The organism is Achromobacter sp. 18P8.1.1, assembly GCF_057799415.1.
Map to the genome: position 1 here is coordinate 18,062 of NZ_JBYOKH010000043.1, position 21,464 is coordinate 39,525.

The following is a 21,464-nucleotide window of genomic DNA, read 5'->3' on the forward strand; positions in this document are numbered from 1 at the left end:
GGACCCTGAACAGGGTCGGCGCTTTTTGTTTTGCCGTGGCATGGCTCGAGTGAGGCGGCAAGCCGCCCCACCGCGCATTACTTCTTCTTCATCGGTGGCAAGTCGGTGCAGACGCCTTCGGCCACTTCGGCCGCCATGCCCACCGATTCACCCAGCGTGGGGTGCGGGTGGATGGTCTTGGCGATGTCGACGACATCCGCGCCCATTTCCACGGCCAAGGCCAGTTCGCTGATCAGGTCGCCAGCGTGGGTACCCACGATGCTGCCGCCCAGGATGCGATGCGTTTCCGCGTCGAAAATCAGCTTGGTGAAGCCCTCGTCGCGGCCATTGGCGATGGCGCGGCCGGAAGCCGCCCACGGGAACACGCCCTTCTCGATCTTGATGCCTTGCTTCTTGGCTTCGTCTTCGGTCAGGCCGACCCATGCCACTTCCGGATCGGTGTAGGCCACCGACGGGATGACGCGCGCGTCGAAGAACGACTTCTGGCCGGCCGCGGCTTCCGCCGCCACGTGGCCTTCATGCACCGCCTTGTGCGCCAGCATCGGCTGGCCGACGATGTCGCCAATGGCGTAGATGTGCGGCACGTTGGTGCGCATCTGGCGATCGACCTCGATGAATCCGCGGTCGGTCACGGCGATACCCGCGCGGTCGGCGCCGATCTTCTTGCCGTTCGGGCTGCGGCCAACGGCCTGCAGAACCAGGTCGTAGCGCTGCGGCTCTTTGGGTGCGCCCTCGCCTTCGAAGGTGACGTAGATGCCGTCCTTCTTGGCTTCCGCGCCCACGGTCTTGGTCTTCAACATGATGTTGTCGAAGCGGTAGGCGTTCTTCTTCTGCCATACCTTGACCAAGTCGCGGTCGGCGCCCTGCATCAGGCCGTCCAGCATTTCCACGACGTCCAGGCGGGCGCCCAGCGTCGAGTACACCGTGCCCATTTCCAGGCCGATGATGCCACCGCCGACGATCAGCATCTTCTTGGGCACTTCACGCAGCAGCAAGGCGCCGGTGGAGTCGACGACGCGGTCGTCGGTGGGCATGAACGGCAGCTTCACCGACTGGCTGCCGGCGGCGATGATGGCCTGCTTGAAGCGCAGCGTCTGGCTCTTGCCGTCGGCCGCCTTCACGGTCAGGTGGTTGGCATCGGCGAATTCGCCCACGCCGTGCACCACGGTGACCTTGCGCGCCTTCGCCATGCCGGCCAGACCGCCGGTCAGCTTGGCAACCACGCTGTCCTTGTAGCCGCGCAGCTTGTCCAGGTCGATCTTGGGTTCGCCGAAGCTGATGCCATGGGCAGCCAGCTCGCGGGCTTCATCGATGACCGCGGCGTTGTGCAGCAACGCCTTGGACGGAATGCAGCCCACGTTCAGGCAGACGCCGCCCAGCGTTTCGTAGCGTTCGACCAGCACCACGGACAGGCCGAGGTCGGCAGCGCGGAAGGCGGCGGAGTAGCCGCCAGGGCCCGCGCCCAGCACTAGCATGTCGTATTCACCGTCGGCCGAACCCTTGAAGGTGGCGGCAGCGGGTGCAGCGGCCTTGGCGGCCGGCGCCGGTGCGGCAGCGGCTTGCTTGGGGGCCTCGGCAGCCTTGGGCGCTTCCTTGGCGGGCGCCGCGGCAGATTCGCCGCCCGCTTCCACTTCCAGCACGACCGCGCCCTCAGCGACCTTGTCGCCGACCTTCACCGCGATGGACTTCACCACGCCGCCTTGCGACGCGGGGATTTCCATCGAGGCCTTGTCGGATTCGACGGTGATCAGGCTTTGTTCGGCCTTGATCGTGTCGCCCACGGCGACCAGCACTTCGATGACTTCCACTTCCTTGAAGTCACCGATGTCCGGCACTTTGATTTGAACGGTATTGCTCATAGGGCTCCCCGTTTACAGCGCGATGCGGCGGAAATCGGCCAGCAAGGCGCCCAGATAGGCGTTGAAGCGGGCAGCGGAGGCGCCGTCGATGACGCGGTGGTCGTACGACAGCGACAGCGGCACGATCAGGCGCGGCACGAACTGCTTGCCGTCCCAGACGGGCTTGTGCGACGAACGCGACACGCCCAGGATGGCCACTTCAGGCGCGTTGATGATCGGCGTGAACGAGGTGCCACCGATGCCGCCCAAGGACGAGATCGAGAAGCAACCGCCCTGCATTTCAGCAGGCGAGATCTTGCCGTCGCGGGCCTTCTTGGACAGTTCGGTCATTTCCTGCGCGATCTGCAGGATGCCCTTCTTGTCGGCATCGCGGATCACCGGCACCACCAGCCCGTTGGGCGTATCGGCAGCGAAACCGATGTGGTAGTACTGCTTGAGCACCAGGTTGTCGCCATCCAGCGAGGCGTTGAACTCGGGGAATTTCTTCAAGGCCGCAACCACGGCCTTGATCAGGAAGGCCAGCATCGTGACCTTCACGCCCGACTTCTCGTTTTCCTTGTTCAGCGTGACGCGCAGCGCCTCCAGGTCGGTGATGTCCGCTTCGTCGTTGTTGGTGACGTGCGGGATCATGACCCAGTTGCGATGCAGGTTCGCGCCGGAAATCTTCTTGATGCGCGACAACGGCTTGGCTTCGATCGGGCCGAACTTGGTGAAGTCGACCTTCGGCCACGGCAGCAGGCCAAGGGCCGCGCCATCGCCCGAACCGCTTGCGGCGGCAACCGGACCGGCGGCCAGCGCCTGCTTGACGAAACCGCGCACGTCTTCAGCGGTAATGCGTTCCTTCGGACCCGAACCCTTGACCTTGCTCAGGTTCACGCCCAGTTCGCGGGCGAACTTGCGCACCGACGGCGAGGCGTGCGGCAGTTGGCCGGGCTTCAGGTTGGGATCTTCCAGCGCGGCGGCGGGCGCCGGGCGCGACGCCGGCGCAGCAGCAGCCGGGGCCTCGGCCTTGGCTTCTGCCTTGGCCGCCGGCGCGGCAGCCGCAGCTTCGGTCTTGGCGGCCGGAGCCGCCGCGGCGGCAGCGCCTTCCACCACGACCACGACCGAGCCCTTGGCGACCTTGTCGCCGACCTTGACCTTCACTTCCTTGACCACGCCGCCTTGCGAAGACGGGATCTCCATCGAGGCCTTGTCAGACTCGACGGTGATCAGGCTTTGCTCGGCCTTGATCGTGTCGCCGACCGCGACCATGATTTCGATGACTTCCACTTCCTTGAAGTCGCCGATGTCAGGCACTTCGATCTCGATCGGGCCGCTGGCGGCAGCCGGCGCGGCGGCTTCGGCACGGGCGGCGGGCGCGGCAGCGGCGGCTTGCTTCGGCGCTTCCTTGGCCTCGGCCTTGGGCGCTTCCTTGGCATCCGCCTTGGGCGCCTCGGCAGCGGCGTCAGCCGCTTCCACTTCCAGCACGACCGCGCCTTCGGCGACCTTGTCGCCGACCTTGACGGTGATGGACTTCACCACGCCGCCTTGCGACGCGGGGATCTCCATCGAGGCCTTGTCGGATTCGACGGTAATCAGGCTCTGTTCGGCCTTGATCGTGTCGCCCACCGCCACCAGCACTTCAATGACTTCCACTTCCTTGAAGTCGCCGATGTCGGGAACCTTGATTTGCACGATGTTGCTCATGTCTCTTTACCCTCAGGCGTATTGCGGGTTGGCTTTGTTCGGATTGATGCCGTACTTCTTGATGGCTTCGGCCACCTTGGCAACCGGCACCTTGCCCTCGTCGGCCAACGCGCGCAGCGCGGCGACGACGACGAAGTGGCGGTCCACTTCGAAGTGCTCGCGCAGCTTCGAGCGGAAATCCGAGCGACCGAAACCATCGGTGCCCAGCACCTTGTACTCGCGGCCCTTGGGCACGAACGGACGGATCTGGTCGGCGAAGAGCTTCATGTAGTCGGTCGACGCGATGATCGGGCCTTCCGTCTTGGCCAGCTGTTCCGTGACGTAAGCGACTTGCGGCTTCTTCTCGTCGGGGTGCAGCATGTTGTGGCGTTCGGCGTCCAGGCCGTTGCGGCGCAGTTCGGTGAAGCTGGTGACGCTCCACAGATCCGAGGCCACGCCCCAGTCGGCTTCCAGCAGTTCTTGCGCAGCCATGACTTCGCGCAGGATCGTGCCCGAACCCATCAGTTGCACGCGGTTCTTGCCCTTGCCGTGCGACTTCAGCTTGTACATGCCCTTGATGATGCCTTCCTCGTCGCCCTGGGTCAGACCGGGCTGCGGGTAGTTTTCGTTCATCACCGTCAGGTAGTAATAGACGTTTTCCTGGTCTTCCACCATGCGCTTCAAGCCATGCTGGATGATCACGGCCAACTCATGGCCGAACGTCGGGTCGTAGGACACGCAGTTCGGGATGGTGGACGCCAGGATGTGACTATGGCCGTCTTCGTGCTGCAGGCCTTCGCCGTTCAGCGTCGTGCGGCCGGCGGTGCCGCCCAGGAGGAAGCCGCGCGCCTGCATGTCGCCCGCTGCCCAAGCCAGGTCGCCGATGCGCTGGAACCCGAACATCGAGTAGTAGATGAAGAACGGGATCATGATGCGGTTGTTCGAGGAGTACGACGTGGCCGCCGCAATCCACGAGCTCATCGCGCCCGCTTCGTTGATGCCTTCCTGCAGAAGCTGGCCGTCGGCCGCTTCCTTGTAGTACATCACCTGGTCCTTATCGACCGGGGTGTACTTCTGGCCTTCCGGCGCGTAGATACCGATCTGGCGGAACAGGCCTTCCATGCCGAACGTGCGCGATTCGTCGGCCAGGATAGGCACGACGCGCGGGCCCAGTTCCTTGTCGCGCAGCACCTGGTTCAGGATGCGCACAAAGGCTTGGGTGGTCGAGATCTCGCGGCCTTCGGCGGTGGGCTCGAGCACGGCCTTGAAGGCATCCAGCGCAGGCGCCTTGAGTTGCTCGTCAGCGCGGGCGCGACGGCGCGGCAGGTAGCCGCCCAGCTCGGCGCGGCGCTCGTGCAGGTACTTCATTTCCGGCGAATCTTCGGCCGGCTTGAAGTACGGCAGGTCCGCCAGTTGGTCGTCGGGGATCGGGATGCCGAAACGGTCGCGGAATTCGCGGATCGATTCCAGTTCCAGCTTCTTTTGCTGGTGAGTCGGGTTCTTGGCCTGGCCCACGTGGCCCATCCCGTAACCCTTGATGGTCTTGGCCAGGATGACGGTGGGTTGACCGGTGTGGCTGGTCGCGGCGTCGAACGCGGCGTACACCTTGTGGGGGTCATGGCCGCCACGGTTCAGGCGCCAGATGTCCTCGTCGCTCATGCGCGACACGGCTTCCAGCAGCTTGGGGTGCTTGCCGAAGAAGTGTTCGCGAACGAACTTGCCGTCGTTGGCCTTGTACGCCTGGTACTCGCCGTCGACGGTGTCTTCCATGATCTTGCGCAGGATGCCTTCCTTGTCGTGCGCAAGCAGCGGATCCCAGTAGCCGCCCCAGATCAGCTTGATCACGTTCCAGCCCGAACCGCGGAAGTCGCCTTCCAGTTCCTGGATGATCTTGCCGTTGCCGCGCACCGGACCGTCCAGGCGCTGCAGGTTGCAGTTCACCACGAAGATCAGGTTGTCGAGCTTTTCACGGGCCGCCAGGGCGATGGCGCCCAGCGATTCGGGTTCGTCCATTTCGCCGTCGCCGCAGAACACCCAGACCTTGCGGTTGCTGGTGTCGGCGATGCCGCGGGCGTGCAGGTACTTCAGGAAGCGGGCCTGGTAAATGGCCATCAGCGGGCCCAGGCCCATCGACACCGTCGGGAACTGCCAGAAATCCGGCATCAGCTTCGGGTGGGGATAGGACGACAGGCCCTTGCCGTCCACTTCCTGGCGGAAGTGGTTCAGCTGGTCTTCGGTCAGGCGGCCTTCAAGGTAGGCGCGGCCGTACATGCCGGGCGAGGTGTGGCCCTGGAAGTAGACCAGGTCGCCGCCGTGGTTTTCGTCTTCAGCGTGCCAGAAATGGTTCTGGCCGCAGCCGATCATGGTGGCCAGCGAGGCGAACGACGCGATGTGGCCGCCCAGGTCGCCGCCGTCCGGCGGATTGTGCTTGTTGGCCTTGACGACCATGGCCATGGCGTTCCAGCGCACGTACGAACGGATACGCGATTCCAGCTCCAGGTTGCCCGGATGCGCGGGCTCCAGGCCCGGGGGAATCGTGTTGACGTAAGCGGTATTCGGCGAGAACGGGATGTGGGCGCCGGAGCGACGGGCTTCGTCGATCAGGCGTTCCAGCAGGTAGTGCGCGCGCTGCGGCCCTTCGCGATCAAGGACTGCCGCCAGGGCTTCGAGCCACTCCTGGGTTTCAAGGGTGTCTTCGTCGTTGGCAGCCTGCGGGGCGCCAGCCTGGGCGAAAGAGGACATCGTGTGTCTCCTGTTGGGGTTCGTTCGTGACCACACCCGCTTATCTACTCGCGGACTCTGCATGGTAGCCGGGATCATCCGGGCTACCATGTCAGGCATGGGTCGGGGTGTTTTTCTAGAGACCTGCTTTGGGTCGGTTCCCTATCAGCCGGCATTCTAAGAAAGAAGATTAACCGCTCGCAAGGAAAATTTCATGTTGCGGTACGGCATTTCATAATGCGAAATGTTGACCACAAGCTGAATGTATCCTGACTGCAAGCCGATTTTCGCGCCCAGGCCGCGCCAAGGCAAAATATGCCCGCCCGGGGCAGCAAAAGCGCGCAGCGAGCGCCATGTGAGGGTAATTTTTATGCCTTACGCCAAAAGCCGGGGTTGATTCCCGGCAATTCCATGCCAACCCGCACTAAAATGCGCGGTCTATCTGGCCCGAATTCCATGTCCAGCGCGCCCAAGTCCAATATACCTACGCCGTTCCACGATCACGCCCGCACCCGCCGCCGCGGCGTGTATTGGGTCACGCCCGCCATGGTGCTGATCCTCTACATCTGTGTGATGGGGGTGTTCTTCTGGCTGCAACGCATCCATGACGATAGCGTCATGTTTGTGACGATCGACCAGGAAATGCGTCAGCAACGCCTGATCTGGGTGGTGCTGGCCCTGTCCTGCGTGATCGTCATCAGCCTGCTGATGCTGTGGCGCTATACCCGCTTCCGTTCCTCTGCAGAGGCCGCGCTGATCGCCGAAACGGGATTTCGCCGCGCCATGGAGAACTCCATGTCCACCGGCATGCGCGTGCTCGACATGGAAGGCCGCATCGCCTACGTGAACCCGGCGTTCTGCCGCATGATCGGCTGGAACGAGGCCGACCTGATCGGCCGCAGCCCGCCCTTCCCCTACTGGGTGCCCGGCCGCCACGAACAGCACCAGCACACCCTGGACGTGCTGATGTCGGGCAAGACGCCCAGCAGCGGCCTGGAAGTCGAAGCCCAGCGCCGCGACGGTTCGCGCTTCACCGCCCGCATGTATGTGTCCCCGCTGCTGGACCCCAACGGCAACCAGATCGGCTGGATGACGTCCATGACGGACATCACCGAACCCAAGCGCATCCGCGAGGCGCTCACCGCCGCGCACGAGCGCTTCATGACGGTGCTGGAAGGCCTGGACGACGCCATTTCGGTGACGGCCGACACCCATGACGGCCTGGAACTGCTGTTCGCCAACCGCACCTACCGCCGCGTATTCGGCGCGCAGACGGGCGGCCACGACGAATTGCTGGCCGGCCGCCGCGGCCGCTTCACCGACGAATCGGTGGAAGTGTTCGCGCCCTCCGTGCAGCGCTGGTTCGAAGTGCACCACCGGATGCTGGCCTGGACCGACGGCCGCCGGGTGCGCATGCAGGTCGCGCGCGACATCACCGAGCGCCGCGGCCACGAAGAGGCGTCCCGCGTGCAGCAAGAGAAGATCCAGCTGACCAGCCGCCTGACGACGATGGGCGAAATGGCCTCGTCGCTGGCGCACGAATTGAACCAGCCGCTGACCGCCATCGCCAACTACAGCATGGGCGCCGTCGCCCTGGTCAAGGCCGGCCACACCAGCCCCAACATGCTGCTGCCGGCGCTGGAAAAAGCCGCGTCCCAGGCCGAGCGCGCCGGCAAGATCATCAGCCGCATCCGCGAATTCGTGAAGCGCAGCGAACCGCGCCGCCAGCGCGTGGCCATCGGCCGCATTGTCGACAATGCCATCGGTTTTGCCGAAATCGACGCCCGCAAGCGCCGCATCCGCATCGACAGCTTCGTGCCCTCGAACGCCCCGGACGTGCTGGCCGACCCGATCCTGATCGAGCAGGTGCTGCTGAACCTGCTGAAGAACGGGCTGGAAGCCATGGAAAAGAGCGAGTCCGACGAGCTCAAGGTGGCGGTCATCCTGCACGATCAGCACATCGAAGTCGCCGTGGTGGACCGCGGCCATGGCCTGGCCGAGCCCGAGCGCCTGTTCGAACCTTTCTTCAGCACCAAATCCCAGGGCCTGGGCATGGGGCTGAATATCTGCCGTACCATTATCGAATCGCACCACGGCCGCCTGTGGGCGGACCCCAACCCCGCCGGCGGTACTATTTTCCGCTTTACCCTGCCCTGCGCTGCGTCCCAGACGCAGGCCCAGAATGATCAGTCCGAGGAGTTGCACGCATGAACACGCCCCACCTGTCGAGCACGGTATTTATTGTTGACGACGACGAAGCGGTCCGCGATTCGTTGCGCTGGCTGCTGGAAGCCAATGGCTACCGCGTTCGCGCCTATGCCAGCGGGGAATCCTTCCTGGAAGACTACGACGCCAGCCAGATCGGCGTGCTGATCGCCGACGTGCGCATGCCGGGCATGAGCGGGCTGGAACTCCAGGAACAACTGATCGCCCGCAACGCGCCGCTGCCCATCGTGTTCATCACCGGCCACGGCGACGTGCCCATGGCTGTGTCCACGATGAAGAAAGGCGCGGTCGACTTCCTGGAAAAGCCCTTCAACGAGTCCGACCTGCGCGAGATCGTCGCGCGCATGCTGGAACAGGCCACGCAACGCGTCAGCAAGCATCAGGCCCAGAAGGATCACGAAGCCATGCTGGCGCGCCTGACCGCGCGCGAGCAGCAGGTGCTGGAGCGCATCGTCGCCGGCCGCTTGAACAAGCAGATCGCCGACGACCTGGGCATCAGCATCAAGACCGTCGAGGCGCATCGCGCCAACATTATGGAAAAACTGGAAGTGACTACCGTTGCTGATTTGATGAAAGTGGCCTTGGCCAAACCCGAGGCCCACGCATGACCGCTAGGATTATCGATGGCGCAGCACTGTCGCTGCGCATTCGCGAAGAAGTCGCCCAGCGCGTCGCCGCCCTGGCCGCCAAGGGCACCCGCCCCGGCCTGGCCGTGGTGCTGGTGGGTGCGGACCCCGCGTCTCAGGTGTACGTGCGCAACAAGGTTGCCGCCTGCGAGAAGGCCGGCCTGCATTCCGTCAAGGAACAGTACCCCGCCGAGATGACCGAGGCCGAACTGCTGGCCCGCATCGCCGTCCTGAACCAGGACCCGACGATCCACGGCATCCTGGTGCAATTGCCCCTGCCCAAGCACATGGATTCGCACAAGGTCATCGAAGCCATCGCGGCCGAGAAGGACGTGGACGGGTTCCATATCAGCAACGCCGGCCTGCTCATGACCGGCCAGCCGCTGTTCCGCCCCTGCACGCCGTATGGCGTGATGAAGATGCTGGAATCGGAAGGCGTGACGCTGCGCGGCGCTGAAGCCGTGATCGTCGGCGCCAGCAACATCGTCGGCAAGCCGATGGCCATGCTGCTGTTGCAAGCCGGCGCCACCATCACGATCTGCAATTCCAAGACGCGCGACCTGGCGGCCCAGACGCGCCGCGCCGACGTCCTGGTGGTTGCCACGGGCAAGCCCGGCATGATCGACGGCTCCATGATCAAGCCCGGCGCGGTCGTCATCGACGTGGGCATCAACCGCGGCGACGACGGCAAGCTGTGCGGCGACGTGGACTTCGCTTCCGCCCGCGAAGTGGCCGGCGCCATCACCCCCGTCCCCGGCGGCGTGGGCCCCATGACCATCGCCATGCTGCTGGTCAATACGGTTGAAGCCGCGGAACGGGCTGCCGCCTGATCCCCGCCGGGCAGTCCGGGCGGCTCCCGCCCGGACGCGCCCCTGCCGCCCCCTTGGGGCGCCCTTGCGCCCTTGCATTCGGGCGGATCGCCCCTACCTGATCCCTATGACCTCCGTCGGCGCCCGGGTGCATGCCCCGCGCGCCGCCCGCTATTGCTCACGCCGGTAACACCATGACCCAGAACCCCCTGCTCGCTCCCGTCTCCGATCTGGTCGACTATGCGGCCGTCAAGCCCGGGCATATCGTGCCCGCCATCGAGGAATTGCTGGGCATCGCCCGCCAGGCCGTCGACCACGCCGCCGATGCCGCGCTGGCGCCCACCTGGGAAGCCGTGGTGGAACCGCTGGACACCGCCTCCGAGCGCCTGTGGCGCGCCTGGTCGGTGGCGGGCCATCTGAACGCGGTCGTCAACACGCCAGAGCTGCGCGAAGCCTATAACGCCGCCCTGCCGTTGATTACCGAGTTCTCGACCTGGGTCGGCCTGCACGAAGGCCTGTACCAGCAATACCAACGCCTGGCCGCCGCCCCCGATTTCGCGTCGTGGTCGCCGGTGCGCCGCCGCATCGTCGAGATGGCGCTGCGCGACTTCCGCTTGAGCGGCGTCGAACTGCAGGGCGCCGACCGCGAGCGCTACGCCCAGATCTCTGACCGCGAGGCGCAAGCCTCGCAGAAGTTCTCGGAAAACGTGCTGGATTCCATCGACGCCTGGTCGCTGCTGGTCGAAGACGAAGCCCGTCTGGCCGGCATCCCGGCCGATGTCCTGTCCGCGGCCCGCGCCGCCGCCGAGGAAGACGGCAAGCCGGGCTGGAAGCTGACGCTGAAGATGCCGTGCTACCTGCCCGTCATGCAGTACGCGCAAGACCGCTCGCTGCGTGAAGCGCTGTACCGCGGCTATGGCACCGTGGCGTCCGAACATGGCGACGGCCAGTTCGACAATTCTCCGCTGATAGAAGAACTCCTGTCGCTGCGCGCCGAGGAATCCGGCCTGCTGGGCCTGGGCACTTTCGCCGCGCTGCGCCTACAGACCCGCATGGCCCGCGACGCCCGCGAAGTGACCGTCTTCCTGCGCGACCTGGCCGCCCGCGCCAAGCCCTACGCCCAACGCGACCTGGCCGAACTGACCGCCTACGCCACCGGCGAACTGGGCCTGGACGGGCTGCAGCCCTGGGACGTAGCCTTCGCCTCGGAGCGCCTGCGCGAATCGCGCTACGCCTATTCCGAAGACGAGGTGAAGCAGTACTTCACCGAGCCGCGCGTGCTGGCAGGCCTGTATGAAGTCATCGAAAAACTGTTCGACGTGCGCCTGACGGAAACGCCGGTGTCCACCTGGCACAGCGATGCCCGCGGCGTGCGCGTGGAAAGCCCCACGGGCGACCTGATCGGCTACCTGTACCTGGACCTGTATGCGCGCTCCGGCAAGCAAAGCGGCGCCTGGGTCGACAGCGAGCGCACGCGCCGCGTCGTGGCTGGCCGCGTGCAGACGCCGGTGGTCTACCTGACCTGCAATTTCTCGCGCCCCAATGGCGACCGCGCCGCCGTGCTGACGCATGACGACGTCATCACCCTGTTCCACGAAACCGGCCACGCCTTGCACGCACTGCTGTCCGAAGTGGACGAACCGGGCGCCGCGGCCTTCGCCAGCGTGGAATGGGACGCCATCGAACTGCCGTCGCAGTTCATGGAGAACTTCTGCTGGGAATGGGCGGTAGTGCAAAAGCTGTCGGCCCATGTGGACACGGGCGAAGCCCTGCCGCGCGCGCTCTACGACCGCCTGGTGGCTGCCCGCAACTACCAGAGCGGCATGCAGACCGTGCGCCAGATCGAGTTCGCCTTGTTCGACATGCTGATGCACGACCGCGCGAAGGGCGCCACCATCGCCGAAGTGCTGGCGCTGCTGCAAGAAGTGCGCCAGGAAGTGGCGGTGCTGTTCCCGCCGGCATGGCATCGCTTGCCGCACGCCTTCTCGCACCTGTTCGCAGGCGGCTACGGCGCGGGCTACTACAGCTACAAGTGGGCGGAAGTGTTGTCCGCCGACGCGTACGAAGCCTTCGAGGAAGCGGCAGCCAAGCAGGCCGGCAACGCCCTGGGCACGCTGGATCCGGAAACCGGCGCGCGCTTCCGCCGCGAAGTGCTGGCGGTGGGCGGCTCGCGTCCGGCAGCGGAATCGTTTGCGGCCTTCCGCGGCCGCGCGCCGCGCATCGACGCCCTGCTGCGCCATAGCGGCATGAGCGGCAACTAAAGCCCGGGTCTTTCCCTGAAACGGCCCGCCGCGTGCGGGCCGTTATTTTTGGTCCGCCGGCTTGCGCGCCGATACGACCAGCCAGCGTCCGTGCACCGACTGCCTGGACGCCGCCTGCTTCCAGAAATCGCGGATTTCCTCGGTTTCCGCGCGCTTGATCCGCTGCCGGTAGTACAACTGCGACGGCACGGCCAGCAAGTGCTCGATCCTCCGCTTGGGCTTGACCTCGTCGACCTCGTGCAGCGTGATGTCCACGAAACCATAGTGCGACAGCAGCAGATGCAGCTGCGGAAAGCTCCAAGGGAAATACGTGATGTAGTCCGCACCGCGCTGGCGGCCCACCATGGGGCGGAAGCCCGAGTGGAACCCGCGTATCAGGAACTGAAAGCGCGAGCGCAGATTCCAGGTGTTCGGCGTGGTGAGGATCAACGTGCCGCCAGGACGCAGCGCACGGTGCAAGCTTTGGACCAGCACGCCCGGATTGGTCAGCAGGTGGATGGCCTCGCAGCAGACGGCTGCGTCGTACTCCTGAGAAACAGCCAGCGGCGTTTCCAGGTCGTGTTCGGTCACGGAACGATAGCCCGCGCTTGCCGGCGGAAATTCCCACAGCCCCACGCCGTCCAGCACTACCTGCCGGCCGCTGGCGCCGGGCAGCGTGTCGCCCAGCCAGCCTAGCCCGCAAGGGGCGTCCAGCACCCGATCGGCGACCCGGCTGCGCAGGATGTCCACCACCACCGGGTAATACGGATAGTACGGATAACGAAGGGCGGTGCCCACGGCCATGTCCACGTTCGAAGCTTCCCTGAAACACTGCACTGACAAGGCCCTGAATGTAGTGCGCCGGTATGGCCCGGCGGGGCGAATTTGCCAGTTCTCCAACAATATTCAGACAAAGCTTCACAAGTCGGCCCGTGCCCTTTCTCGCACCAGAAGTTTGCGCCAGGACAAGAAGCGTGCTGGCGGCACCGCGCCAATGGCCTGGGGCGCGCCGCCCTGCCCGGGGCTTGCGGGTAGAATCGACAGGTTTGCCGGGCTTTCCCCTTCCAACCCTTTCGGCCCCTGGACTTATGCGACACCTCATTACCGGCCGCGCCTGGCGTGGCTTGCTGCTGGCCTTGTGCGTATTGCTTGCCGCGTGCGGCGACCGGAATGTCGATTGGACGCTCTACAACGTGAAGGGCCACCTGCCCGACCTGAAATTCTCGCTGCCCGGCGCGGGCGGCAAGACGGTCAGCAGCGACGACCTCAAGGGCAAGACGGTACTGCTGTTCTTCGGCTACGCCAGTTGCCCGGACATCTGCCCCACCACCATGGCGCAATTGACCGCCGTGCTGCAGAACCTGGGCGACAAGGCCCGCGACGTGCGCATCCTGTTCGTCAGCGTGGATCCGCACCGTGACACGCCCGACATCCTGCAGGCCTACGTCAACGCGTTCAACAACAACGCCATTGGCGTGACCGGGGACGAAAAGCAGATCGCCGACCTGGCCCGCCGTTACCGCGTCGCCTACCAGATCGAAAAACCCCGGCCCGGCGACGACGCCGACATGTATGAAGTGACGCACAGCCGCGGCGTGTACATTTTCGACAAAAAAGGCCGCGCGCGCCTGCTGGCCTCGGACACCGACAGCATCGAAGCCCTGACCAAGGATGTGCGCCAACTGATCGACCTGACCTCCTGACCCAGGGCGGGCTGCAACAATGCGCCGCAACATGTTGCGGGCGTGCGCCACATACCAGTTGTTACAGCGGGGCGATTCGGAGCGTGAGTATCATCAGTGCACATTGCCCCTTTTTCCCCTAGTAAGGAGTACGCGCATGAGCTTCATCATCATGATCATCGTCGGGTTCATCGTGGGCCTGATCGCCCGGGCCATCATGCCCGGAGACCAGAACATGGGCATCATCATGACCACCATCCTGGGCATCGTGGGCGCTGTGGTCGCCGGATTCCTGGGCCAGACGATGGGCTGGTACGCGGAAGGCGAACCCGCCGGCTGGATCGCATCGGTCGTGGGCGCCATCATCGTGCTGTTCGTGGTTGGCATGATCGCCAAGAAGCGAGCCTGACGTTCCGCTAGGCAAGCATCAAAGAAAACGGGCCGATCGAAAGATCGGCCCGTTTTTTCTTGCCTATGCGGCGATGGGTTCTTGGCCGGATCGGCCATTGCGCCATCGCCGTTTGATGGGTTGCGCGCCCTGGGCAAGCGAGTGCTTCGCCAAGGGCTCTCGCGCTTCACCCATCCTACGAACCGGTGGCCGGTGTAGCTTGCGCGGTGGCCGTACGCTCGGTCCAGCCGCCGCCCAGCACCTTGTACAAGGTCACCAGGTTCGACAGGCGGGCAAGGCGCGTGTCCACCAGCGCCTGTTGCGCGCTGTACAGCGAACGTTGCGAATCCAGCACGCTCAGGTAGTCGTCGATGCCTTGGCGGAAACGCTGGTCGGACACGTCGTAGGCACGCTGGTTGGCGTCCACCAGCAGGCGTTGCGCCTGGATCTGGTCGTCCAGCGTGCCGCGGCCGGCCAGGGCGTCCGCCACTTCGCGAAAGCCCGTCTGGATGGACTTTTCGTACTGCGCAACCTGGATGTTCTTCTGCACCTTCGCCAAGTCCAACCCGGCCAGCAGCGAGCCGCCCGCGAAGATCGGCACGGTGATCTGGGGCACGAAGCTCCAGGCGCCCGAACCGCCGTCAAACAGGCCGCCCAGGCTGGCGCTGGCGGTGCCCGCCTGCCCGGTCAGGCTGATGGTCGGGAAGAACGCCGCACGTGCCGCGCCGATATTGGCGTTGGCACCCTTCAACTGGTGCTCGGCGGCGCGGATGTCCGGGCGACGAGCCAGCAGGTCGGACGGCAGGCCGGCGGGCAAGGTGGTCGGCAGCATGCCGTCGTCTAGCTTGGTGGCCTGCTCCAGCGCCGCCGAGATCTCGGGCGACATGGGCTGACCCACCAGCAGCGTCAGCGCATTGCGGTCCTGCGCGGCCTGGCGCGTGTATTGCGACAGGTTGCGCTGGGCGGTGCGCAGCGACACTTCGGCCTGGCTCAGGTCCAGCGCGGTGGACAGGCCCTGGTCATAGCTTTGCTGGGTGAGCTTGAAGGAATCCTCCTGGCTCTTCAACGTATCGCGCGTCAGGCTCAACAGTTCCTGGTCGGCGCGCAACGTCAGATAGGCATTGGCCACCTCGGCGATCAGCGTGAGCTGGGTCGCCGTACGGGTTTCGTCCAGCGCCAGATAGGATTCCAGCGCCTTGTCGCTCAGGCTGCGGATACGGCCGAACAGGTCCAGCTCCCAGGCGGACATGGCGGCGCCCACCTGGTAGCTGTGGCTGGTCGTGGCGCGGCCGCTTGGCGACAGGTCCGCGGGCGTGCGTTGCGCCGACTCCTGGCCGGCGACGCCCACGCTGGGCATCAGATCGGCACGCTGGATGCGGTACTGCGCGCGCGCCGCTTCCACGTTCAGGGCCGCCACGCGCAAGTCGCGGTTGTTCGCCAGCGACAGCTCGATCAGCTGTTGCAAGAGCGGGTCGCCGAAGAAGTCGCGCCAGCCGATATCGGCCGTGGACATCCCTTGCGCCGCTTGCGAACCGTCCGCCTTATAGGCCGGGCCGGTGGGATAGGCGGCGTCGACCGGCGCGTCCGGCCGCTCGTACGTCGGGGCCAGCGAGCAGCCCGCCAGGGCCGCCGCCAGGGAAACAGACAATAAGGTTCTCATCTGAAGTTTCATTACGGTTGTCCTTCGGCGGACACTTCCTGCGGGCCGTTGGCGCTGGTGTCGTGCTTGTCGCGGTTTTCGCTCATGCGCTTGACCTTGAACATGCGCAGCATGATCACGAAGAACGCGGGGACAAAGAAAATGGCCAGGAACGTACCGGTCAGCATGCCGCCGATCACGCCCGTGCCGATGGCGTTCTGGCTGCCGGAACCGGCGCCCGACGAGATCGCCAGCGGCGTCACGCCCAGGATGAACGCCAGGGACGTCATCAGGATCGGACGCAGGCGCTGGCGGGCGGCGTGAATGGCCGATTCCGTCAGGCTGGCGCCCGCCTCGAAGTGCTCCTTGGCGAACTCCACGATCAGGATGGCGTTTTTGGCCGCCAGCCCCACTGTGGTGAGCAGCCCCACCTGGAAGTACACGTCGTTGGACAAGCCCCGCATCAAGGTTGCCAGCAGCACGCCGATGATCCCCAGCGGCACCACCAGCATGACCGCGGTCGGGATGGACCAGCTTTCATACAGCGCCGCCAGGCACAGGAACACCACGATCAGCGAAATCGCGTACAGCGCCGGTGCTTGCGAACCCGACAGGCGTTCTTCGAAGGACAGGCCCGTCCATTCGAAGCCCACGCCCACGGGCAGCTTGGCCGCCAGCCGTTCCATCTCGTCCATGGCCGCGCCCGAGCTGTAGCCCGGCGCCGCCTGGCCCTGGATGTTGTAGGACGGCACGCCGTTATAGCGGTTCAGCTTCTGCGGACCGAAGCTCCACGTCGCTTTCGAGAACGCCGAGAACGGCACCATGTCGCCCGCGTTGTTGCGCACGTACCATTTGTTCAGGTCTTCCGGCAGCATGCGCGAAGACGCCTCGCCCTGCGCGAACACCTTCTTCACGCGGCCGCGGTCGATGAAGTCGTTGACATACGACGACCCCCAGGCGGTGGCAAGCGTGCTGTTGATGTCCGACACGGCCACGCCAAGCGCGCGTGCCTTCTCGCGATCGATGTCCAGCTGGTACTGCGGCGCGTCTTCGATGCCGTTGGGGCGCACGCCGATCAGCACCGGACTTTTCCCGGCCTCGCCCAGCAACTGGTTGCGCGCGGCAAGCAGCTTTTCATGGCCCACGCCAGCGCGGTCCATCAGCTGGAAGTCAAAGCCCGTCACGTTGCCCAGTTCCATCACGGACGGCGGCGGCACCACGAACAGTTGCGCGCGGCGTTCGGTCTTGGCGAAATGCGCGTTGGCGCGCGCCGCGACGGCACCGGCCTTCAGTTTCGCGTCGCCGCGTTCTTCCCAGTCGCGCAGCTTGATGAACAGGATGGACGCGTTCTGGCCGCGGCCGCCGAAGTTGAAGCCGTTGACCGCGAACACCGAGGTCACGGCGTCCTTTTCTTCGGTCAGCAGATACTTCGTGGCGTCGTCGATCACGGCCTTGGTGGCTTCCGCGGTGGCGCCGGCCGGCGTCTGGATCTGGGCAAACAGAATGCCCTGGTCTTCAGCCGGCAGGAACGCCGTCGGGATGCGCGTGAACAGCCAGCCCATGGCGATGACAAGCGCCAGGTACACCACCATCAGGCGCTTGGTGCGGTTCAGGCCGCGCGCCACGCTGTTGGCATAGCCGTTGCTGCTGCGTTCGAACGTGCGGTTGAACCAGCCAAAAAAGCCCTTCTTCGTGCCGTGATGGCCTTTCGGGATGGGTTTGAGCAAGGTCGCGCACAAGGCCGGCGTGAAGACGATGGCCACCAGCACCGACAGCACCATCGAGGACACGATGGTGATCGAGAACTGGCGGTAGATCACACCCGTGGAGCCGCCGAAGAACGCCATCGGGATAAACACGGCGGCCAGCACCATGGCGATGCCGATCAGCGCGCCAGTGATCTGGCCCATGGACTTGCGGGTGGCCTGCTTGGGTGTCAGGCCCTCTTCGGCCATCACCCGCTCGACGTTCTCGACCACCACGATCGCGTCGTCCACCAGCAGGCCGATGGCCAGCACCATGCCGAACATCGTCAAGGTGTTGATGGAATAGCCGAACGCGGCCAGCACGCCGAACGTGCCCAGCAGCACCACCGGCACGGCCAGCGTGGGAATGATGGTGGCGCGGAAGTTCTGCAGGAACAGGTACATCACCAGGAAGACCAGGATGATGGCTTCCACCAGCGTCTTGAACACTTCATGGATCGACAGGCTGACGAACGGCGTCGTGTCGTACGGATAGACGACGTCCATGCCCGGCGGGAAATACGGCTTCAGGTTGTTGATGGTGTCGCGCACCGCCTGCGCCGTATCCAGCGCGTTGGCGCCCGGCGCCAGCTTGATTGCCAGTCCCGAGGCGGGCTTGCCGTTGTAGAAGCTGTCGATCGCGTAGGTCTGGCCGCCGAGTTCGATGCGCGAGACATCGCCCAGGCGCACTTGCGAACCGTCGGCATTGACCTTCAGGAGGATGCGGCCGAAGTCTTCAGCCTTCTCCAGGCGCGACGGCCCGATGATGGTGGCATTCAACTGCTGCCCGCGCACGGACGGCAGGCCGCCCAGCTGGCCGGACGACACCTGCACGTTCTGTTCCTTGATCGCCGCCACCACGTCGACCGTGGTCAACCCGTAGTTGACGAGCTTGGCGGGGTCCAACCAGATGCGCATCGCGTACTGCGAGCCGAACAGCTGGAAGTCGCCCACGCCCTGCGTGCGGCTGATCGGATCCTGGACGTAGGACGCGACGTAGTCGGCCAGGTCGTCCTTGGTCATCGTGCCGTCGGTGGACACGAAGCCCGCCACGATCAGGAAGTTCTTCGTGGCCTTGGTGACGCGAATGCCTTGCTGCTGCACTTCCTGCGGCAAGAGCGGCTGCGCCAGCGCCAGTTTGTTCTGCACCTGCACCTGCGCCGTGTCCGGGTTGGTGCCTTGCTTGAAGGTGAGCGTGATGGACATGCTGCCGTCGGAGTTGCTTTCCGACGAGATGTACTGCAAGCCGTCCAGCCCGTTCATCTGCTGTTCGATCACCTGCACCACGGTGTCCTGCACCGTCTGCGCGGACGCGCCCGGGTAGGTCACCGCGATGCCGATGGCCGGCGGCGCGATGTTGGGGTATTGGGAGACCGGCAATTGCAGGATGGACAGCGCGCCGGCCATCATCAGCACGATCGCGATCACCCAGGCGAAAACCGGCCTATCGATAAAAAACTTTGCCATGCATGGCTCCCTGATTACTGCTTGGCCGGCGCGGCGTTCGCCGCCTGCGGCTGCTGCGCGTTGGCGCCGGCTTCGGTGGCGACGACTTCGACGCCCGGCCGCACCATTTGCAGACCTTCCACGATGACCTTGTCGCCGGCGGCCAGACCGTCGGTGACCAGCCACTTGTCGCCAATGGCGCGGTCGGTCTTCAATTCACGCAATTCGACTTGGTTCTTGGCATTGACCACCAGCGCCGTCGGCAGGCCGCGCTGGTTGCGCGTCACGCCGCGTTGCGGAACCAGCAGGCCGTCGGCGGCCACGCCGTCAGCCAGGCGGGCGCGCACGAACATGCCCGGCAGCAGGCGGCGGTCCGGGTTCGGGAACACCGCGCGCAGCGTGATCGAGCCCGTGCCCTGGTCCACCGTCACTTCCGAGAACTGGAGCTTGCCGGTCTGCTTGTATTGCGAGCCGTCTTCCAGCGTCAGCGTCACCAGCGCAGCCTGTTCGCCATCGGCCTTCTTCAGCTGGCCGCTGGCCAGCGCGTCTTGCAAACGCAGCAGCTGGACGCTGGACTGGGTCACGTCGACATAGATCGGGTCAATTTGCTGCACTGCAGCCAACGCGCCGGTCTGGTTGGCCGTGACGAGCGCACCTTCGGTCACGGACGACCGGCCGATGATGCCGTCGATCGGTGACAACACCTTGGTGTAGACCAGGTTGATGCGCGCCGTGTCCAGCGCGGCCTTGGCCGACATCACGTCGGCGGCGGCTTGGTCACGCGAGGCGACGGCGTTGTCATAGGTCTGCTGGCTGACGGCGCGCGTGGCCACCAGCGGCTTGTAACGTTCGGCCAGCAAGGCGGCGGTTTTCTGCTGCGCCTGGGCGCGAGCAAGCGCCGCCTTCTGGCTGTCGACGCTGGCCTGGTAGAGCGCGGGGTCGATCTGATAGAGCTGTTCGCCCGCCTTGACCTCGCCGCCCTCGGTGAACAGGCGCTTCTGGACAATGCCGTTGACCTGGGGCCGGACTTCGGCAACGCGGAATGCGGACGTACGGCCCGGCAATTCGGTGGTCAGGGAAACGGGCTGCGTGGTCAGGGTCACGACCGAGACTTGCGGCTTGCCCGCCTGCGGCGCGTCTTGCTTCTTGCCGCAAGCGGCCAAGGTGAGAGCCGATGCCGTCAGCGTGACAACCGCCGCGCTGCGCCACATAGCGCTTTTCTTATTCATAGATTGCATTCCCGAATTCTGACAAAAAAGTTATGCCCCCACGCCATGCTCGCTTTCGCGGCTAGGGCGGGTCATGCGCATCGACTGGGTGGATTCGCGTTGAATACGCAAGGTGGGCTTTATCGCATTGCTGCATTGCAGAACACGCATTCTGCGTTATCCCGCCCTGGAAACAAAGGGGCACATTAAGAAAACATCATTCCATTTATGGGACAATTCCAAGACCCTCGCATGTGACAGAATCTCGCCATGAAACGCTTACAAGGCATGGAACTCTTCGTAGAAGTGGCCAAGACGCACAGTTTTAGCCGCGCGGCGGCGACGCTGGGTGTCCCCAAGTCGACCTTGTCTCGCCAGGTGGCCGAACTGGAACGATCCGTTGGCCTGCGGCTGCTCAGCCGCACGACGCGAAAAGTGGAGCTGACCGACGCCGGACGGCTGTACTTCGAGCGCTGCCAGCGCATCGTGGCCGAAGCGCAGATCGCCCACGAAGAACTGCAGAAACTCGTCGATACGCCAACCGGGCCGCTGCGGGTGAACATGCCTGCGGATTTCGGCACGGACTTCCTGGCTGAATCGTTCATGGAGTTCTCCCGCCGCTATCCCGACGTCACGTTTTTCCTGGATCTGGCCAATCCGGACCACGCGTCCCGCGTGTTCCAGACCTGCGACATCTCCATCGAAATCGGCGACCTGCCCGACTCGACGCAAATCGCAAGGCTGCTGGGCATGCTGCCGGCCCACCTCTATGCCTCGCACGACTACCTGGACAAGCACGGCGAACCCCGGCACCCCAGTGACTTGACCCGCCACGAGTGCATCGAGTTCCGCGCCGAAGGCGCTGGCCGCGTGACTCGCTGGCCGTTGTCCAACGGCGACCAGCACATCGAATTCACCCCGGGCAACCGGTTTTCGGTCAATGGCGTGGCCATGGCGCGCCGACTGGCCATGCTGGGCGCGGGCATCGCGGTGCTGGTCGGCGGCCAGACGGCAGAACAGCAGTCCGGCCAGTTACGGCGGGTGTTGCCGGATTGGCAACTGGGGCCCTTCCCTGTCTACGCGGTCACCGAAACCCGGCTCCTGCCCGCCAAGACCCGGATCTTCATCGAATTCCTGATGGAGCGCCTGGGCAGCGACGGGCAAGCGAAGGATACCCCCGCTTTCATGACTTAGCGGGGTCGCGGAAACA

At 65.0% G+C, this 21,464-nt stretch carries 14 protein-coding genes; 7 read left to right on the top strand and 7 right to left on the bottom strand.

Translation table 11 applies throughout. From position 1 onward, the window contains the following. Positions 1-77: 77 nt before the first annotated feature. The 3 genes from lpdA to aceE are packed head-to-tail and all read right to left on the bottom strand — an operon-like array spanning position 78 to position 6,266. The gene (gene lpdA / locus AC27VE_RS23015; protein ID WP_488705082.1) at positions 78-1,859 is read right to left on the bottom strand and encodes a dihydrolipoyl dehydrogenase; all 1,782 of its coding nucleotides are present in this window, start codon (positions 1,857-1,859) and stop codon (positions 78-80) included. Between the two features lie 12 nt (positions 1,860-1,871). Next, positions 1,872-3,545, bottom strand: a complete 1,674-nt coding sequence (gene aceF / locus AC27VE_RS23020) for a dihydrolipoyllysine-residue acetyltransferase (protein ID WP_488705083.1) — start codon at positions 3,543-3,545, stop codon at positions 1,872-1,874. Between the two features lie 12 nt (positions 3,546-3,557). Beyond that, the gene (gene aceE / locus AC27VE_RS23025; protein WP_280028601.1) at positions 3,558-6,266 is read right to left on the bottom strand and encodes a pyruvate dehydrogenase (acetyl-transferring), homodimeric type; all 2,709 of its coding nucleotides are present in this window, start codon (positions 6,264-6,266) and stop codon (positions 3,558-3,560) included. A gap of 435 nt (positions 6,267-6,701) precedes the next feature. On the opposite strand from aceE, the gene AC27VE_RS23030 reads away from it, so the two are divergent. The 4 genes from AC27VE_RS23030 to AC27VE_RS23045 all read left to right on the top strand — a co-directional run bounded on the left by AC27VE_RS23030 (position 6,702) and on the right by AC27VE_RS23045 (position 12,167). Beyond that, complete coding sequence (locus tag AC27VE_RS23030; protein ID WP_006227407.1) at positions 6,702-8,456, top strand: PAS domain-containing sensor histidine kinase; 1,755 nt, start codon at positions 6,702-6,704, stop codon at positions 8,454-8,456. Beyond that, positions 8,453-9,079 (top strand): response regulator transcription factor, encoded by a 627-nt coding sequence (locus tag AC27VE_RS23035; RefSeq protein ID WP_006219003.1) that lies wholly within the window; start codon positions 8,453-8,455, stop codon positions 9,077-9,079. The genes AC27VE_RS23030 and AC27VE_RS23035 overlap by 4 nt, the downstream gene beginning before the upstream one ends. Continuing rightward, positions 9,076-9,927: a bifunctional methylenetetrahydrofolate dehydrogenase/methenyltetrahydrofolate cyclohydrolase FolD gene (gene folD, locus AC27VE_RS23040; RefSeq protein WP_006227406.1), complete on the top strand. Its 852-nt coding sequence runs from the start codon at positions 9,076-9,078 to the stop codon at positions 9,925-9,927. The genes AC27VE_RS23035 and folD overlap by 4 nt, the downstream gene beginning before the upstream one ends. 173 nt (positions 9,928-10,100) lie before the next feature. Beyond that, positions 10,101-12,167 (top strand): M3 family metallopeptidase, encoded by a 2,067-nt coding sequence (locus tag AC27VE_RS23045; protein ID WP_488705084.1) that lies wholly within the window; start codon positions 10,101-10,103, stop codon positions 12,165-12,167. Between the two features lie 42 nt (positions 12,168-12,209). On the opposite strand, the gene AC27VE_RS23050 is transcribed toward AC27VE_RS23045, so the two are convergent. Next, on the bottom strand, positions 12,210-12,950 hold the full coding sequence (locus tag AC27VE_RS23050; protein ID WP_488705085.1) for a methyltransferase domain-containing protein: 741 nt from the start codon (positions 12,948-12,950) through the stop codon (positions 12,210-12,212). Positions 12,951-13,234: 284 nt separating this feature from the next. Here AC27VE_RS23050 and AC27VE_RS23055 point away from each other — a divergent pair, with 284 nt between their 5' ends. Further along, on the top strand, positions 13,235-13,849 hold the full coding sequence (locus tag AC27VE_RS23055; protein WP_488705086.1) for an SCO family protein: 615 nt from the start codon (positions 13,235-13,237) through the stop codon (positions 13,847-13,849). Between the two features lie 136 nt (positions 13,850-13,985). Next, positions 13,986-14,237, top strand: a complete 252-nt coding sequence (locus tag AC27VE_RS23060) for a GlsB/YeaQ/YmgE family stress response membrane protein (RefSeq protein WP_088588384.1) — start codon at positions 13,986-13,988, stop codon at positions 14,235-14,237. A gap of 175 nt (positions 14,238-14,412) precedes the next feature. Here the strand turns inward: AC27VE_RS23060 and adeC are convergent, their stop codons facing one another. The 3 genes from adeC to AC27VE_RS23075 are packed head-to-tail and all read right to left on the bottom strand — an operon-like array spanning position 14,413 to position 20,257. After that, entirely contained in the window at positions 14,413-15,888 is a 1,476-nt protein-coding gene (gene adeC, locus AC27VE_RS23065; RefSeq protein WP_488705087.1) for an AdeC/AdeK/OprM family multidrug efflux complex outer membrane factor, read from the bottom strand. Then, entirely contained in the window at positions 15,888-19,067 is a 3,180-nt protein-coding gene (locus AC27VE_RS23070; RefSeq protein WP_006227400.1) for an efflux RND transporter permease subunit, read from the bottom strand. The genes adeC and AC27VE_RS23070 overlap by 1 nt, the downstream gene beginning before the upstream one ends. 14 nt (positions 19,068-19,081) lie before the next feature. Next, entirely contained in the window at positions 19,082-20,257 is a 1,176-nt protein-coding gene (locus tag AC27VE_RS23075) for an efflux RND transporter periplasmic adaptor subunit (protein WP_280028630.1), read from the bottom strand. Positions 20,258-20,542: 285 nt separating this feature from the next. On the opposite strand from AC27VE_RS23075, the gene AC27VE_RS23080 reads away from it, so the two are divergent. Continuing rightward, the gene (locus tag AC27VE_RS23080) at positions 20,543-21,448 is read left to right on the top strand and encodes a LysR family transcriptional regulator (RefSeq protein ID WP_006227398.1); all 906 of its coding nucleotides are present in this window, start codon (positions 20,543-20,545) and stop codon (positions 21,446-21,448) included. Positions 21,449-21,464: the final 16 nt, after the last annotated feature.